Source organism: Bacillus sp. YH3-2-B2, assembly GCF_053663335.1.
Genome location: NZ_JBSJQE010000002.1, coordinates 1 through 16606 on the forward strand (window position 1 = coordinate 1; position 16606 = coordinate 16606).

Consider the following 16606-nt stretch of genomic DNA (forward strand, 5'->3'; position numbering starts at 1 on the left):
TTAGGCACGCCGCCAGCGTTCGTCCTGAGCCAGGATCAAACTCTCCGATAAAGTAGTTTGACTGACTACGCACATCGCTGTGCGATTTATTTAAAACTTTGAATTAACAGGTACGTTTTGTCTTGTTTAGTTTTCAAAGAACTTTTTCGCCTCTCTCGAAGCGACCTCTTAATCATAACATTTTCAGTTTGCTAGGTCAATACTTTTTTAAAAAATATTTTCGCTAGGCTTGCCTTTCTATTAAAAAGACAACAAAAAGAATTATATCAGCATCATCACTATGTGTCAAAGCTTTTTTTCATTTCTTTATATAGTAAAAGCGCAGCCTGTTGCAGCTGCGCTTTTACGTTTATACTTCTTCCGTTTCTTCCGGCTCTTCTTCATTCTTTTCCACAAGCGCCACAGTGGCTACATGCTCTTGATCAGACATGCGGATCAGACGGACGCCTTGAGTTACGCGTCCCGTAGTGGAGATATCATTAATATCCATTCTGATTAACACGCCGCTTGCCGTAATAATCATTAAGTCCTCTTCGCCTTTTGTTGCTTTCACGGTTACTAACGGACCGTTGCTGTCAGTGATTTTACATGTTTTAAGACCTTTTCCGCCCCGGCTTTGAACTCTGTATTCTGAAGCCGGTGTGCGTTTGCCGTAGCCGTTTTCTGTCACTATGAGGACATGGGAGTCTTCTTCAAGAATCTCCATACCTACAACGACATCATCGTCTGTCAGCGTGATGCCTTTAACACCCGCAGCTGTGCGTCCCATTTGTCTTACATCTTCTTCAGGGAAACGGATCAGTAAACCGTTCTTCGTTCCGATGATGATTTGTTTCTTGCCGTCAGTCAGGCGGACGGCCATCAGTTCATCGTCTTCCCGGAGACCTAGGGCGATCAGCCCGTTATTCCGTATATTCGCAAACTGGGACAGTGCCGTACGTTTCGACACCCCTTGTTTGGTCGTAAAGAAGAGGTATTGCTCCTCATCAAACGTGCTGACCGGAATAATGGCATTAATCCATTCGCCTTTTTCAACTTCCAGAAGGTTAATAATCGGAATGCCTTTTGCCGTTCGGCCGTATTCAGGGATTTCATATCCTTTAGAACGGTATACCTTCCCTTTATTAGAGAAGAACAGAATCGTATCGTGCGTTGATGTGGAAATTAAGTGTTCCACAAAGTCATCTTCATTCGTTCCCATTCCCTGTACGCCTTTTCCGCCCCGTTTTTGGCTGCGGTATGTGGACGCCGGGAGACGTTTAACATAGCCGTTATGGGTCAGTGTGATGACGATATTTTCTCTCTCGATAAGATCTTCATCTTCAATTGTTTCAAGACCGGACGTCACAATTTCAGTGCGTCTCTCATCATTGAAACGCTCTTTGATTTCATTAAGTTCTTCACGGATGATCTCAAGAACTCTTTCTTCATTGGCTAAAATATCTTTCAGCTCAGCGATAAGCGCAACAAGTGATTGATATTCCTCTTCAATCTTTTCGCGCTCCAGACCGGTTAATCGCTGAAGGCGCATATCCAGAATGGCTTGCGCTTGTTTTTCAGTCAGTGAGAATTGTTCGATCAAACCCGTTCTCGCAATTTCAGCCGTCTGGGAATTGCGGATAAGAGAAATAACGGCATCTAAATGATCGAGAGCAATTCTTAAACCTTCCAAAATGTGAGCTCTCGCTTCCGCTTTGCGGAGTTCGTAAGCCGTTCTGCGCCGGATCACAACCTTTTGGTGATCAAGATAATGCTCCAGACATTGTTTCAGGCTTAGTACCTTCGGCTGTCCGTCAACGAGCGCCAGCAGGTTGATTCCGAAAGACGTCTGCAGGGCCGTTTGTTTGTACAGGTTATTCAAAATGACGTGAGCATTGGCGTCACGGCGGATCTCAATGACAATTCTCATTCCGTTACGGTCGGATTCGTCTCGCAGATCGGTAATTCCTTCGATTTTTTTGTCCCGGACAAGATCCGCGATTTTTTCAATTAATCTCGCTTTGTTCACCTGATAAGGAAGTTCCGTGACAATAATTCTTTCTTTTCCCGATGAAGTCTCTTCGATTTCAGCCTTAGCCCGGATTGTGATTGATCCCCGTCCGGATTCATATGCCTTGCGGATGCCGCTCCGGCCCAAAATCTGACCTGCAGTCGGAAAATCCGGGCCCGGGATGTACTCCATCAGCTCCTGGTTTGTAATCTCAGGATTCTCACTTACGGCAAGCACGCCTTCAATGACTTCCCCAAGCTGATGCGGGGGAATGTTTGTCGCCATTCCGACCGCAATACCGGCAGCCCCGTTTACGAGCAGATTCGGAAATCTCGAAGGCATGACGGCAGGCTCTCTTTCTGAACCGTCATAGTTATCTTGATAGTCAATCGTGTCTTTCGTAATGTCACGCAGAATTTCCATTGCGATTTTTGACATTCTCGCTTCTGTGTAACGCATCGCGGCCGCTGAGTCGCCGTCAACCGAACCGAAGTTGCCGTGTCCGTCAACAAGCATGTAGCGGTAGTTAAAATCCTGCGCCATTCTGACCATTGATTCGTAAACCGCTGAGTCACCGTGCGGGTGGTACTTACCGATAACTTCACCGACGATACGGGCAGATTTTTTATATGGTTTGTCACTGGTCATGCCTAAATCATTCATTGCGTACAAAATCCGTCTGTGAACCGGCTTCAGACCGTCACGCACATCCGGAAGCGCCCGGGAAACGATAACGCTCATTGCATAGTCCAGGAAGGATGTCCGCATTTCCTGACTGATATTGACTTCACGTACTTGTGGTGTGTTTTGTTCACTCATTAAAAAAACCTCCCTGAAGTATCACATGAAATAATGTGGGAGTAGATTGTCCATTATGATCTTCAATACGATTTCACTATTCTCCATTATATCAATAAACTTGTGTTTATACACATTAATTTAGTAGAATATACGGGTTTTGCGGGTTTTCAGAGGCTTTAGAAGCCGCTTTGAGAAAAAAGCCTTATTTCTTAACGAAAATAAGGCTTTCTTGGTTAAATATCAAGATTTTTCACGTATCTGGCGTTTGCTTCTATGAAGTTTCTCCGCGGTTCTACTTTGTCACCCATCAGCATTTCAAAAGTCTCGTCAGCGTCCATTGCATCTTCAAGATTGACTTGCAGAAGCGTTCTGGTCGCAGGGTCCATTGTCGTTTCCCAAAGCTGAGTCGCGTTCATTTCTCCAAGACCTTTATAACGCTGGAGGCCGGGCTTAGGTGATTGCGGAAGCTCTTTTAACAGCTCATCAAGCTGCTTATCGTTATAAGCGTATTCCACCCGTTTTCCCTGCTGCACTTTATAAAGCGGCGGCTGGGCAATGTAGACATAGCCGTTTTCGATGATTTCCCGCATGTATCTGTAGAAGAACGTTAATAAAAGCGTTCTGATATGGGCGCCGTCAACATCGGCATCCGTCATGATGACCACTTTATGATAACGCGCTTTTTCAAGATTAAAATCTTCTCCGATCCCTGTTCCGAGGGCCGTGATCATTGATCTGACCTCATTGTTTGAGAGAATCTTATCAAGTCTGGCTTTCTCAACGTTCAGAATCTTACCGCGCAGCGGCAGAATGGCTTGGAAATGACGGTCCCGTCCCTGTTTCGCTGATCCGCCCGCAGAGTCACCCTCTACGATATACAGCTCGGAAATGCTCGGATCTTTAGAAGAACAGTCCGCCAGTTTGCCCGGCAGATTGGAAATCTCAAGCGCACTTTTGCGCCGGGTCAATTCCCGGGCTTTTTTCGCCGCCATCCGCGCTCTTGCGGCCATTAAACCTTTTTCAACGATTTTGCGGGCTGAGTCCGGATTTTCAAGAAGGAATGTTTCCAGCGCAGAAGAAAACAGCGTATCAGTGATCGTTCTCGCTTCGGAGTTGCCGAGCTTCGTTTTCGTCTGCCCTTCGAATTGCGGATCAGGGTGCTTAATTGAAATAATGGCAGTCAGCCCTTCTCTCACATCATCCCCGCTTAAATTCGGATCATTTTCTTTGAAAATCCCTTTTCTTCTTGCATAGTCGTTTATGACACGGGTCAGACCGGTTTTAAATCCGGCCTCGTGCGTGCCGCCTTCGTATGTGTTGATATTATTTGTGAAAGAATAAATATTGCTTGTATAGCTGTCGTTGTATTGCAATGCAACTTCAACCGTTATGCCGTCTTTCTCGCCTTCGATATAAATCGGCTCTTCATGAACGACTTCTTTGGAACGGTTTAAGTACTCAACATAGCTTTTGATTCCGCCTTCGTAGTGGTACTCGTTTTTCCGTTCTTGTCCTTCACGTTTGTCTTCAATCGTGATGTTTACGCCTTTTGTCAGGAAGGCCAATTCCCGGACACGGTTTGAAAGCAGATCATAGTCATATACGGTTGTTTCTTTGAAAATTTCCGGATCCGGAACGAAGTGCGTAATCGTTCCGGTCTTATCAGTTTCGCCGATCACTTCAAGATCAGCCACAGGTACACCGCGCTCGTACGCCTGATAGTGGATTTTCCCGTCACGATGAACCGTAACGTCAAGAGTGGTCGACAAGGCGTTTACGACGGACGCCCCTACACCGTGAAGACCGCCGGATACTTTATATCCGCTTCCGTCAAATTTACCGCCGGCGTGGAGAACGGTCATGATGACTTCAACCGCAGGGCGGCCCATCTTCTCCTGGATACCGACCGGAATTCCGCGCCCGTTGTCCTTAACGGTAATGCTGTTATCTTTTTCAATCTCGATGTTAATATCTGTACAATAACCGGCCAGGGCTTCGTCAATACTGTTGTCGACGATTTCCCACACCAAATGGTGAAGGCCTTTGCTGTTAGTTGATCCGATGTACATCCCCGGTCTCTTTCGAACAGCTTCCAAACCTTCTAATACCTGTATCTGATTCTCATCATAACTATTTTGCTGCTGTTCCATAGCCATGCACATTCACCTACACTTTTCTTAAACGATAATATATTCATTGTAAAGATCCGCTAAGAATCTATTTCTAACATAAATTGCGCACGTTTCTTCAGTGTGCCGGAAGATAAGGGAGAGTAATATATATTCTCAGTCGTGACTACGATAGACTTTGGCGTGCCGTTTACGGACGGCACTACTTTTTCTTTCTGTCTGTCCAGAAATTCTTCAACGATCGGCGATACATTGACCTTGCAGTCAAAAATGCCGACGATATCGCGGGTTGAAACGACAAAGTCGTCACCTAAATGAATATACAATCGCTCACCTCATTTCTTCACTTCACTAACGCACCGTTTTCCACACGGAACATTCCTGCTTGATGTAAGGTATCGTGGTCAATGCCATCCACGCTCGTCGTGGTGACAAATGTCTGCACACGGCCTTGGATCGTATGAAGCAAATGGGACTGTCGGTAATCATCCAGCTCGCTTAGTACATCATCCAAAAGTAAAATGGGGTATTCTCCGATTTCTTCATGAATCAAATCTATTTCAGCCAGCTTCAGAGACAAAGCCGTGGTACGCTGCTGTCCCTGCGAACCGTAAGTCTGCACATCGCGTCCGTTCACATAAAAAAGGACATCATCCCGATGCGGTCCGAATAATGTGACGCCTCGTTCTATTTCTTTTTCTTTTAATTTCGAAAAAGACTCCTGGTAGCTGTTACCTATTTTCGACAAATCTTTGGGATCTGATACATCAAGCGCCGTGTGATACTTAAGCGTCAGTTCTTCAAGTCCCCGGGAAATGCCGGAATGGATCGGCTGCGCCCATTTTTCAAGCTGCGCCGTAAACTGCAGACGTCTGGCGACAACTTTTGCGGCTGCTTCAATCAGCTGATCAGTGAGAACGTCAAGCATGGTCCGGTCAGTCTGTTTCCGGCTTTGCAGCTGTTTCAGAAAATGATTCCGCTGTGAAAGGATTTTTTGATAAAGAGATAAATCATACAGATAAACGGCAGAAACCTGCCCGATCTCCATATCGAGAAATCTTCTCCTCACCTGAGGGCTTCCTTTGACGAGATTTAAATCCTCAGGGGCAAACATAATGGTGTTCAGCGCTCCGACATACTGACTGAGTTTTTGCTGCTCTATATGATTGACCTTGCCCTTTTTACCTTTTTTGGAGATGACAAGCTGCATCGGGATGTCCCCGTTGCGCTTCATCACTCTTCCTTCTATTTTAGCATAGTCTTCGTCCCACCGTATAAGTTCTTTGTCATTTGAGGTGCGGTGTGATTTTGCCATCGAAAGGACATAGATAGCTTCCATCAGATTGGTTTTGCCCTGGGCATTTTCCCCGATGATCACATTCACCTTGTTTTCGAATTGAAGCTCAGCGCGCTCATAATTACGGTAGGATGTTAATTCTAAATTTTGGATATACAACCGCTGTCACCCGCTTTAATTGACGACTTGAAATGAACCAAATCCTTCAATCGCGACCACGTCTCCAACGTAAAGCTTTCTGCCGCGGCGATTGTCAGGTTCATTGTTGACAGTCACCTCATGCTCGCTCAGAAACCACTTCGCCATGCCGCCGGACTGAATCACATCAGCTAATTTTAAAAACTGGCCAAGCGTAATCATTTCTGTATCAATCGAAATCGGATTTGCCATAATATCGACCTCTTTCAAATATCACTAATATCTAATTGTACTAAAAAATCCTGAAATAAGGAAAGGGAAAACTTGAGGGAGCGGCTGATGAATAGAAAAGCTGCCGAACTAAGCCGGCAGCACATTCTGTTTGATTAATACGTTCTGACCGGAAGGATGAGCTGAACGATGGTCTCATCATTCGGCGTACGGATAAGAAACGGTCTCATCGCTCCCGTAAAGCTGATACGGATGTCCGCTCCTTCAAGTACTTTCAGTGCGTCCATCATATATTTTGGACTGAATGAAATATTTAATTCCTCGCCGTCAATCTTGTCTGCCAGCACAGCTTCGACCACTTTCCCGATTTCCGGAGAATTTGATGAAATCTCAAGCGAATCCGCCGGTTTGGCAGAAAGTTTTACAACGTTGTTGCGGCCTTCTCTCGCCAATAAAGAAGCACGGTCTATCGCCTGTAAAAATTCCTTCGTGTTCACGACGATTTCCGTTTTGCTTTCCTGCGGAATTAAGCTGGTCGTGTCCGGATAGTTTCCGTCAAGCAATCTTGAGAAGAACAATACGTTTTTCGCTTTGAACAGAACTTGGGTTTCTGTAATGACGATATCCACCAGCTCTTGGCTGTCATCAAGAATTTTGCTTAGCTCGGTTAAGCTTTTCCCGGGAATGACCACGTTATAAGTACTGTCTTCCGGAATATCAAGCTTCGCCTTTCTTAAAGCGAGTCGGTGGCTATCCGTGGCAGTGCATAATAATTCACCGTTTTCAACTTTCCAGTTTACACCTGTCAAGATAGGGCGTGTTTCTGAGGCGGACACAGCGAACACGGTTTGGCGGATCAGGTTTTTCAAAAGATCCGTCGGAATCTGAATGGCGTGATGCTCTTCGATTTGCGGTAGATGCGGATATTCATCTGCATCAAGGCCGTTTAAATTAAATTCGGCTTTTCCGGAACGGATAATCGTTAAATATTGATTTTGAACTTCGATTTCAACAGTCGCCATCGGCAGTTTTTTAACGATTTCGCTGAAGAAACGCGCTTGCAGCACGATACTTCCCGGCTGATCGATCGTCACGATTTCTTTATCATCTTCTTCTTTCGGAATGAATGACTCGATTGAAATATCAGAGTCACTTCCTGTGAAAGATACTCCTTCATCTGAGGCGACGATCTTAATACCGGTGAGAATGGGAATTGTGGTTCTGGATGAAACGGCTTTTAGAACGTCTTGTACACTTTCGACTAACCGATCTTTTTGAATCGTAAATTTCATGTTTATCCTCCTAACGGATAATATAATTAATATATTTTAAAAATAGCAGTAGTAATAGTAGGGCCTGTGGATTTGTGGATAAGTTGTGAAAAAGACAGGAAACACAGCCTATCCACATGTGGACAGACTGTGTATGGCTATGAAAAAGTTATTCACACTTTCCCCGATTCATCCGAGGACACTATTATTTAAGCAGTTCTTTTATTTCTTTCACCTGCTGCTGAAGCTGCTCGTCATCAATCAGCAGTTTTGAAATCTTTTCGTGGGCGTGAATGACGGTTGTATGGTCTCTCCCGCCAAATTCTTCCCCGATTTTAGGCAAAGAAGAATCCGTCATTTCTCTTGAAAGATACATTGCAATTTGTCTTGGGAAAGCCACTGATTTCGTACGCTTTTTCGCTTTGAAATCTTCAAGCTTAATGTTGAACTGCTGTCCGACAATCCGCTGAATCTCTTTTATCGTAATGACCTTCGGCTTAGAAGACGGAATAATATCTTTCAATGCTTCTGCTGCCAGGTCTGCGTTAATGTCTTTATTGATTAAGGATGAATAGGCGACAACCCGGATCAATGCCCCTTCCAGTTCGCGGATGTTGCTGTCAATCTGATTGGCGATGTAAAGCATGACCTCGTTCGGAATATCAAGGCCCTCCGCCTTCGCTTTCTTTCTCAGAATGGCAATCCGCGTTTCCAGATCCGGCGGTGTGATATCTGTAATCAATCCCCATTCGAACCGCGAACGCAGGCGGTCTTCAAGAGTCGGGATCTCTTTCGGCGGTCTGTCACTGGAAATCACGATTTGTTTGCTTTCTTCATGAAGCGTGTTGAATGTATGGAAAAACTCTTCCTGTGTTTGTTCTTTTCCGGCTAAAAATTGAATATCATCTATCAAAAGTACATCAACGTTCCGGTAGCGGTTGCGGAAATCAACGGCTTTATTATCGCGGATTGAGTTGATGAATTCATTTGTGAATTTTTCAGAAGACAGGTACACCACTTTGGCTGAAGGATTATGATCAATGACATAATGGCCGATCGCGTGCATTAAGTGGGTTTTTCCTAAACCGACTCCCCCGTATATAAATAAAGGGTTGTACGCTTTAGCGGGTGCTTCCGCCACAGCCAGTGATGCTGCATGGGCGAATCGGTTTCCCGATCCGATGACGAATGTGTCGAATGTATATTTCGGGTTGAGCATGCTTTGGGGAAAATCAGACGGTTCCTCTTTTGCCGCTTTTTTCACTTGCGGTTTCGGCAAAAAGTCTTCTTCGTCCTGATTTTGAGGAATGACAAATTTGACGCTCAATTCTTCCCCGGTTAATTCATATATGGTATCTGCAATGAGATGTAAGTACCTGGACTCCAGCCAGTCTCTGGCAAATTCATTGGGAGCGGTGATGGTTAAGGTATCTCCTTGCAGCGAATGGGCTTTCGTCGACTTCATCCAAGTTTCGAAACTCGGTTTGCTTAGCTTTTTCTCAATTTGAGCTAGAGCTTGATTCCAAAGATCCAATATATTCTCCATTATCCGGCACAGCCCTCCTTTTCTTTAAAAATCAGCGCCCTTCCCCTGTTATAGAACACAAAAAAAGAGCATATGGCTCTGACCATTCGTACACACGAAATGTTGAAAACATATAGTATAGTAGAAAAATAGCTTTTCGACAAATTCCACAAGTTGTGGACAACAATCTACACAAGCTGTGTGAAAACAATCCACAACTTATCCACAATTTGTGGATAAAGAGAATGGACTGGATAAGTAATTAAGAGTTAAAACACAAATATAATATCAAATTAAGCGAGGACTTGCAATGGTTCTCGTAATCTTATCCACAAACCTGACAACTTGTTGAAAAATCTTTGTCCACAGGGGTTAGCAATGTGAAAATGTTGTCGATAACGATTGTGGATATTAAAAAAAGACCGAAAAATTATCCACATGTCGTTTTTTCGGGGGAGCGCGGCTTTTTTTGTGCGTTAAAAAAAGGAATATGAAAAATAAGGTTTCTAATCTGGTTAAGGTATGTTATCCTATTATGGTTGTAAGAAATAAAAGCACTGCTGAAGTTGACAATGAATAGGCAGCACAAATATAATAAGTAAGACTGTCTTTAACAGCTATTCCTCGAGGGAGGTGTCATAAATGAAAAGAACATTCCAACCGAATAACCGTAAACGCAGTAAAGTTCATGGCTTCAGAAGCCGTATGAGTTCAAAAAACGGTCGTCTAGTATTAGCACGCCGTCGCCGCAAAGGCAGAAAAGTATTATCAGCTTAGGCCACTGAATAATGTCAGTGGTCTTTTTTCACATTAAGAGAAAAGAGATGTCATGCGTCGCCCGGTACTGGAGAAATTTCTTCAGTATTCCGGCGGCCCGTTTTTTTTAGATAGAAATAAAAGTTTCTGCGAGTGAATATCGGAGTGAATTAAAGTGAAGAAGCGAAATCGGTTAAAGAAAAATGAAGATTTTCAAAAAGTGTTTAAACGCGGAACGTCTATGGCAAACCGCCAGTTCGTGCTGTATACGCTTGATCAGCCGAAACAGGAAGAGCTCCGGGTAGGGCTTTCTGTCAGTAAAAAAATCGGCAATGCCGTCGTGCGCAATCGGGTGAAGCGGTTAATCAGGCAGGCGGTTCAGGAGGAAAAAGAGCTGCTCAAGCCGAAAGATTTTATTATTATCGCAAGAAAACCCGCCGGCGACCTCAGTTTTGAAGAAACAAAAAAGAGTCTGCAGCACTTATTCAGAAAAACCTCATTATATAAGAAATCTTCGTTAAAATAGCTCATATTTTGTTTTCTTCACGTTTTTAAAAGCGCTTCCTTTTATTTGGCGAAAAATGAACGCCATTTGAAACTGAAAGATGCTAAAATACATACAAGGTTTATAAAGATTGGTATAGGAGGAAACGTTCTTGAAAAGGAGAATATGGTTACTACTGAGTATGGTCGGTATGCTCGTGCTGCTGGCCGGGTGCTCGAGTGTGAAAGAGCCGATTACGGCGAATAGTCCGCATTTCTGGGACAAATATGTTGTGTATCCATTGTCAGAAGTCATTACGTACGTAGCGAAACTGACGGGCGATAACTATGGTTTGTCGATCATCATCGTTACGATTTTAATTCGTCTGCTGATTCTGCCGCTGATGATCAAGCAGCTTCGAAGCTCAAAAGCGATGCAGGCGCTGCAGCCTGAAATGCAGAAGCTCAGAGAAAAATACAGCTCTAAAGATCAAAAAACGCAGCAGAAGCTTCAGCAGGAAACAATGGCCCTGTTTTCAAAGCACGGGGTAAACCCGCTGGCGGGATGTTTCCCGATCCTGATTCAAATGCCGATTTTGATCGGATTCTACCACGCCATTATGCGTACGCAAGCCATTTCACAGCACAGCTTTTTATGGTTTGATTTAGGAGAGAAGGATCCTTACTATATTCTTCCTATCGTTGCCGGTGTGGCCACTTTTGTCCAGCAGAAGCTGATGATGGCGGGAAATCCGACTCAGAATCCTCAAATGGCAATGATGGTATGGATTATGCCGATCATGATCATCGTATTTGCGATCAACTTCCCGAGCGCGCTTTCTCTGTATTGGGTAGTCGGAAACCTGTTTATGATTGCTCAGACATTCCTTATTAAAGGACCTGACATTAAACACGATCCGGAAACGCAGAAAGCCGGAGGAAAGAAAAAGTGAAGAAGGTGACTGCTGCGGGACGGAATGTCGAAGAAGCAGTTCAATCAGGCCTTCAGGAACTTCAACTGACGAAAGATCAAGTAGAAATAACGGTGGTGCAAGAAGAATATAAAGGGTTTTTGGGTATTTTCGGAAAAAAGAATGCGATCGTAGAACTGGAAGAGAAAAGAAATCCTGTTCAGGAAGCGAAAGCGTATTTAGAAGAAATCATCCATTCCATTGCCGGGCCTTCTGAGATTGTTACGGAAGAAAACAAGAAAACAGTCTGTTTTCATATTAAAGGTGAAAAAGCGGCGCTGCTTATTGGCAAAAGAGGACAAACACTCAATGCCCTGGAAACATTGACGCAGCTTGTTTTGAACCGCGGCTCCGGCCAGTATCGCCAAGCCGTTGTCGACGCTGAGAATTATCGGCGGAAAAGAAGAGAAATTCTGGATCAGCTGGCAAACAGGCTGGCCAAGCAAGTGTCGAAAACGAAAAAAGATGTGCATTTAGAACCGATGCCGTCAGGTGAAAGAAAAATCATCCATGACGCGCTGTCAAAGCATCCAAATATCAAAACGTTTTCTACCGGTGAAGGCCGGTACCGCCATCTCGTTATTTCCCATAAAGATAGCAGAAAACCGAAGTCCGGGTAAAATCGGAACTTCGGTTTTTTTATTGGTAAAAATGGCTCTATTCCTAAGCAGAATCGCATTTTTTGCGTTTAAGTTTTTTCTTTTTCGGTCTATGCTGTTGATAAAAAAGGTTTTAGGAAATAAAATTAATTGTTATTCACATGTGGATAAGTTAAAGTAATAAGGGATGAATTTCTGCCTTTGTGGATAACGTATCTTCCACTTCAAACCAAACTATGTTATCTTTTAATTTTGGCGTAAATAAAATTTTTTATATAGATGGAAACAGAGATAAAGAGAGGTGAACAGCATGGATACAATTGCAGCGATTTCAACTCCGATGGGTGAAGGCGCGATTGCGATCGTTCGGCTGAGCGGCCCGGAAGCCGTAAAGATCGCCGACAAAATGTACAAGGGTCCGAAAGGCAAAACGCTCAGTTCGGCAGAATCGCATACCATTCATTACGGGCATATCGCGGACAGTACGACGGGACGGATTATTGAGGAAGTCATGGTGTCTGTTTTAAGAGCGCCCAGAACATTCACAAGGGAAGATGTCATTGAAATCAACTGTCACGGGGGTATTGTGACGGTTAATCAGGTGCTCCAGCTTGCTTTAAGAGAAGGTGCGAGACTGGCAGAACCCGGTGAGTTTACGAAGCGCGCATTTTTAAACGGACGGATTGACCTTTCACAGGCGGAAGCGGTGATGGATCTGATCAGGGCCAAAACGGACCGTGCCATGAATGTCGCCATGAACCAGATGGAAGGACGGCTTTCCGCGCTTGTCCGCCGTCTGCGTGATGAGTTGTTAGAAACACTTGCCCATGTTGAGGTGAATATAGATTATCCGGAATATGATGACGTCGAAGAAATGACGCATCAGCTTTTAGTGGAGAAGGCAAGCGGCGTGAAGAAAGAAATCGAGGCGCTGCTCCGTACGTCTGAGCAGGGGAAAATTTTGCGTGAGGGACTGTCTACCGTGATCATCGGCCGTCCGAACGTCGGGAAATCCTCTCTGCTTAACAGCCTTGTCCATGAAACGAAGGCGATTGTAACCGATATTCCGGGAACGACGCGTGATGTGATAGAGGAATATGTCAACGTGCGAGGCGTGCCGCTTCGGCTTGTCGATACCGCCGGAATCCGCGAGACAGAAGACATCGTCGAAAGAATCGGTGTGGAACGGTCACGGCAGGTTCTGAAGGAAGCGGATCTCATTTTGCTTGTGCTTAACCACAGCGAAGCGCTTTCTGAAGAAGATGTTAAATTGTTTGAAGCGGTTGAGGGAATGGACGTCATTGTCATTATGAATAAGACGGACCTTGAGGCTAAGATTGACGCTGAGCGCGTCAAGGAACTGGCGAAAGGCCGGCCTGTCGTCACGACCTCATTGCTGAAAGAAGAAGGCATTCAAGATTTAGAGGAAGCGATTCAGTCGCTATTTTATACAGGAGCGATCGAAAGCGGAGATCTCACCTATGTCAGCAACACCCGTCATATCTCGATTCTGCATCAGGCCAAGCAAGCGATTGATGATGCGCTGAACGGAATTGAACAGGATGTTCCGATTGATATGGTGCAAATTGATTTGACAAGGTGCTGGGAACTGCTGGGCGAAATCATCGGTGATGCCGTCCACGAAAGCTTAATTGATCAGCTCTTTTCACAATTTTGTTTAGGTAAATAAAAGGGAGGAAAAAACCATGGGGTATGAAGCAGGCCAATACGACGTGATTGTCATCGGCGCCGGGCATGCCGGTGTTGAGGCTGCCCTCGCATCCGCGCGCCAGGGAGCCAAAACGCTTGTTTTGACGATTAATCTTGATATGGTTGCGTTTATGCCATGTAATCCGTCTGTCGGCGGCCCCGCGAAAGGGATTGTCGTCCGCGAAATTGACGCGCTCGGCGGAGAAATGGCTAGAAATATAGATAAAACTCATATTCAAATGAGAATGCTGAATACAGGAAAAGGTCCGGCCGTACGGGCGCTGCGTGCGCAGGCGGATAAATTCCAATATCAGCACGAAATGAAGCATACGCTGGAAAAAACACCGAATTTGACACTTCTTCAAGGGATTGCCGAGCGTTTAATCATTGAAGACGGAGAGTGCCGCGGTGTCATTACGCAAACCGGTGCTGAATATAAGGCAAAAACGGTCGTGCTGACAACCGGAACGTATTTAAGAGGGCGGATCATTCTCGGTGATCTGTCTTACTCAAGCGGCCCGAATAACCAGCAGCCGTCTATTAAACTTTCTGAGCACTTAGAGGAGCTCGGTTTTGATCTCGTCCGTTTTAAAACGGGCACGCCTCCTCGTGTCTCAAGCGATTCCATTGATTACAGCAAAACAGAAATCCAGCCGGGGGACCCGGTTCCGCGCGCTTTCTCATATGAAACGGTTGAATACATTACCGATCAGCTGCCTTGCTGGCTGACTTACACGAGTCCTGAGACTCATGAGATCATCGACAGCAACCTGCATCGTTCGCCGATGTATTCCGGTATGATTAAAGGAACGGGACCGAGATACTGCCCTTCGATTGAAGATAAAGTCGTTCGGTTTAATGATAAACCGCGCCATCAGATTTTCCTTGAGCCGGAAGGCAGAAATACGCAGGAAGTATACGTTCAAGGTTTATCCACGAGTCTTCCTGAGGACGTGCAGCAGCGTATGCTGGCGACCATTCCGGGACTGGAAAAGGTGCAGATGATGAGAGCCGGATACGCGATTGAGTATGACGCGATTGTACCGACGCAGCTCTGGCCTACACTGGAGACGAAAAAAATCCCTAACCTGTACACAGCCGGTCAAATTAACGGTACATCAGGTTATGAGGAAGCAGCCGGGCAAGGAATTATGGCAGGGATCAACGCAGGCCGCAAAGCGCTTGGAAAAGAAGAAGTGATCCTCAGCCGTTCCGATGCTTATATCGGTGTATTGATTGATGATTTGGTAACGAAAGGAACCAATGAACCGTATCGTCTGCTGACTTCACGGGCGGAATACAGACTGCTGCTCCGTCACGATAACGCGGATCTTCGCCTGACGGAAATCGGCCACGAGATCGGCTTAATTTCTGATGAACGCTATGAAGCGTTTGAGAAGAAAAAAGCGGCGATCGAGGCAGAGAAAAAACGTCTCTGGTCTGTTATTATCAAGCCGTCTCCTGAGAATCAGGAATATATCCGTTCACTCGGCGGAAGCGAGCTGAAAGACGGAGTGCGCGGCACAGATTTAATGAAACGTCCGGAAATGAACTATGAAACAGTGACAAAACTTGCGCCTGCAGATTCTCCGGTTCCGCAAGATGTGGCGGAACAAGTGGAAATCCAAGTGAAATATGAAGGATATATCGAAAAATCCTTGCAGCAAGTGGAAAAGCTGAAGAAAATGGAAAACAAAAAAATCCCTGATCGGATTGATTATGACGCCATTAAAGGAATTGCTACTGAAGCCCGTCAAAAGCTGAAAGAAGTGCGTCCTTTATCAGTTGCTCAAGCGTCCCGTATTTCCGGCGTCAATCCGGCAGACATTTCAATCCTGCTGGTATACCTGGAGCAGGGCCGTATTGCCAAGGTAGCTGAATAGAAAGGATGACGGCATGAATATAGAGGAATTTACATCCAGTTTAGCGGAGAAAGGGATTTCCCTTTCTGACCGCCAGCTGGAGCAATTCGAGTTGTATTATCGGATGCTCGTGGAATGGAACGAAAAAATGAATCTGACATCCATCACTGAGAAAAAGGAAGTTTATCTCAAGCATTTTTATGATTCGATAACGGCGGCATTTTATATTGATTTTGAAAAGGTCACCACTCTTTGTGATGTCGGCGCCGGCGCCGGTTTTCCAAGCCTGCCCGTCAAAATCTGCTTCTCGCATCTGCATGTCACCATCGTCGATTCACTGAATAAGCGGATTACGTTTTTGGAAACTCTCTCTGATGCTTTACAATTAGAGCATACGACATTTGTCCATGACAGAGCGGAGACATTCGGACAGCGGAAAGACGTCCGGGAAAGCTTCGATCTCGTGACGGCCCGTGCGGTGGCGCGTCTGTCGGTCCTGAGTGAGCTTTGTCTGCCGCTGGCCAAGAAAAACGGTATATTTGCGGCACTAAAAGCTGCAGCCGCTGATGAAGAGCTGAAAGCGGGGCAAAAGGCGATTAAAGTATTGGGAGGAGAGCTTGAACAAGTTCATTCCTTTACACTTCCCGTTGAAGAAAGTGAACGGAACATTATGATCATTCGCAAGACGAAAAGCACTCCGAAAAAATATCCGAGAAAACCGGGTACTCCAAATAAATCGCCAATTGAAGGGTAATTTAGACAGCCTGATGTGACAATTCCATCATATTTTCTGCAAAATTGATGAAGATACAGCAGGAAAAACCATGAGAAAATAGAATTATA

14 protein-coding genes are annotated in these 16606 nt (G+C 45.1%); 7 read left to right on the top strand and 7 right to left on the bottom strand.

Annotated elements, in window-relative coordinates; translation table 11 throughout:
- Positions 1–349: 349 nt before the first annotated feature.
- The 7 genes from gyrA to dnaA all read right to left on the bottom strand — a co-directional run bounded on the left by gyrA (position 350) and on the right by dnaA (position 9403).
- Positions 350–2809 carry a DNA gyrase subunit A gene (gene gyrA / locus ACWJJX_RS04905; RefSeq protein WP_004392898.1) on the bottom strand — a complete coding sequence of 820 codons (2460 nt, stop codon included), beginning with the start codon at positions 2807–2809 and terminating at the stop codon, positions 350–352.
- 215 nt (positions 2810–3024) lie between these two features.
- Positions 3025–4941 (bottom strand): DNA topoisomerase (ATP-hydrolyzing) subunit B, encoded by a 1917-nt coding sequence (gene gyrB, locus ACWJJX_RS04910; RefSeq protein WP_004392900.1) that lies wholly within the window; start codon positions 4939–4941, stop codon positions 3025–3027.
- 59 nt (positions 4942–5000) lie between these two features.
- A complete protein-coding gene (remB, locus tag ACWJJX_RS04915; protein WP_004392908.1) occupies positions 5001–5246 on the bottom strand; it encodes an extracellular matrix regulator RemB in 246 nt (81 codons plus the stop codon).
- A gap of 17 nt (positions 5247–5263) precedes the next feature.
- Positions 5264–6376: a DNA replication/repair protein RecF gene (gene recF, locus ACWJJX_RS04920; protein ID WP_024084783.1), complete on the bottom strand. Its 1113-nt coding sequence runs from the start codon at positions 6374–6376 to the stop codon at positions 5264–5266.
- 15 nt (positions 6377–6391) lie between these two features.
- Positions 6392–6607, bottom strand: a complete 216-nt coding sequence (gene rlbA, locus ACWJJX_RS04925) for a ribosome maturation protein RlbA (protein WP_004392910.1) — start codon at positions 6605–6607, stop codon at positions 6392–6394.
- Between the two features lie 134 nt (positions 6608–6741).
- Positions 6742–7878 (bottom strand): DNA polymerase III subunit beta, encoded by a 1137-nt coding sequence (gene dnaN, locus ACWJJX_RS04930; protein WP_326374944.1) that lies wholly within the window; start codon positions 7876–7878, stop codon positions 6742–6744.
- Between the two features lie 184 nt (positions 7879–8062).
- Entirely contained in the window at positions 8063–9403 is a 1341-nt protein-coding gene (dnaA, locus tag ACWJJX_RS04935) for a chromosomal replication initiator protein DnaA (protein ID WP_004392913.1), read from the bottom strand.
- Positions 9404–10024: 621 nt separating this feature from the next.
- Here dnaA and rpmH point away from each other — a divergent pair.
- From rpmH to rsmG, 7 genes are all read left to right on the top strand, one after another.
- A complete protein-coding gene (rpmH, locus tag ACWJJX_RS04940) occupies positions 10025–10159 on the top strand; it encodes a 50S ribosomal protein L34 (protein WP_003178075.1) in 135 nt (44 codons plus the stop codon).
- A 154-nt stretch (positions 10160–10313) separates the two neighbouring features.
- Positions 10314–10664 (top strand): ribonuclease P protein component, encoded by a 351-nt coding sequence (rnpA, locus tag ACWJJX_RS04945; protein WP_146283888.1) that lies wholly within the window; start codon positions 10314–10316, stop codon positions 10662–10664.
- Positions 10665–10824: 160 nt separating this feature from the next.
- Positions 10825–11574 carry a YidC family membrane integrase SpoIIIJ gene (gene spoIIIJ / locus ACWJJX_RS04950; RefSeq protein WP_007409906.1) on the top strand — a complete coding sequence of 250 codons (750 nt, stop codon included), beginning with the start codon at positions 10825–10827 and terminating at the stop codon, positions 11572–11574.
- A complete protein-coding gene (gene jag / locus ACWJJX_RS04955; RefSeq protein ID WP_017418434.1) occupies positions 11571–12212 on the top strand; it encodes an RNA-binding cell elongation regulator Jag/EloR in 642 nt (213 codons plus the stop codon). The genes spoIIIJ and jag overlap by 4 nt, the downstream gene beginning before the upstream one ends.
- A gap of 289 nt (positions 12213–12501) precedes the next feature.
- On the top strand, positions 12502–13881 hold the full coding sequence (gene mnmE / locus ACWJJX_RS04960) for a tRNA uridine-5-carboxymethylaminomethyl(34) synthesis GTPase MnmE (RefSeq protein WP_004392954.1): 1380 nt from the start codon (positions 12502–12504) through the stop codon (positions 13879–13881).
- Positions 13882–13897: 16 nt separating this feature from the next.
- Entirely contained in the window at positions 13898–15784 is a 1887-nt protein-coding gene (gene mnmG / locus ACWJJX_RS04965) for a tRNA uridine-5-carboxymethylaminomethyl(34) synthesis enzyme MnmG (RefSeq protein WP_004392959.1), read from the top strand.
- 13 nt (positions 15785–15797) lie between these two features.
- On the top strand, positions 15798–16517 hold the full coding sequence (gene rsmG / locus ACWJJX_RS04970; protein WP_454022790.1) for a 16S rRNA (guanine(527)-N(7))-methyltransferase RsmG: 720 nt from the start codon (positions 15798–15800) through the stop codon (positions 16515–16517).
- Positions 16518–16606 lie beyond the last annotated feature (89 nt).

What these genes read in the sequence shown, in the direction of transcription:
- gyrA (WP_004392898.1), bottom strand. Translation starts at nt 2,809, where the DNA reads ATGAGTGAACAAAACACACCACAAGTACGTGAAGTCAATATCAGTCAG.
- rpmH (WP_003178075.1), top strand. Translation starts at nt 10,025, where the DNA reads ATGAAAAGAACATTCCAACCGAATAACCGTAAACGCAGTAAAGTTCAT.
- rlbA (WP_004392910.1), bottom strand. Translation starts at nt 6,607, where the DNA reads ATGGCAAATCCGATTTCGATTGATACAGAAATGATTACGCTTGGCCAG.
- spoIIIJ (WP_007409906.1), top strand. Translation starts at nt 10,825, where the DNA reads ATGGTCGGTATGCTCGTGCTGCTGGCCGGGTGCTCGAGTGTGAAAGAG.
- gyrB (WP_004392900.1), bottom strand. Translation starts at nt 4,941, where the DNA reads ATGGAACAGCAGCAAAATAGTTATGATGAGAATCAGATACAGGTATTA.
- rsmG (WP_454022790.1), top strand. Translation starts at nt 15,798, where the DNA reads ATGAATATAGAGGAATTTACATCCAGTTTAGCGGAGAAAGGGATTTCC.
- mnmG (WP_004392959.1), top strand. Translation starts at nt 13,898, where the DNA reads ATGGGGTATGAAGCAGGCCAATACGACGTGATTGTCATCGGCGCCGGG.
- dnaA (WP_004392913.1), bottom strand. Translation starts at nt 9,403, where the DNA reads ATGGAGAATATATTGGATCTTTGGAATCAAGCTCTAGCTCAAATTGAG.
- dnaN (WP_326374944.1), bottom strand. Translation starts at nt 7,878, where the DNA reads ATGAAATTTACGATTCAAAAAGATCGGTTAGTCGAAAGTGTACAAGAC.
- mnmE (WP_004392954.1), top strand. Translation starts at nt 12,502, where the DNA reads ATGGATACAATTGCAGCGATTTCAACTCCGATGGGTGAAGGCGCGATT.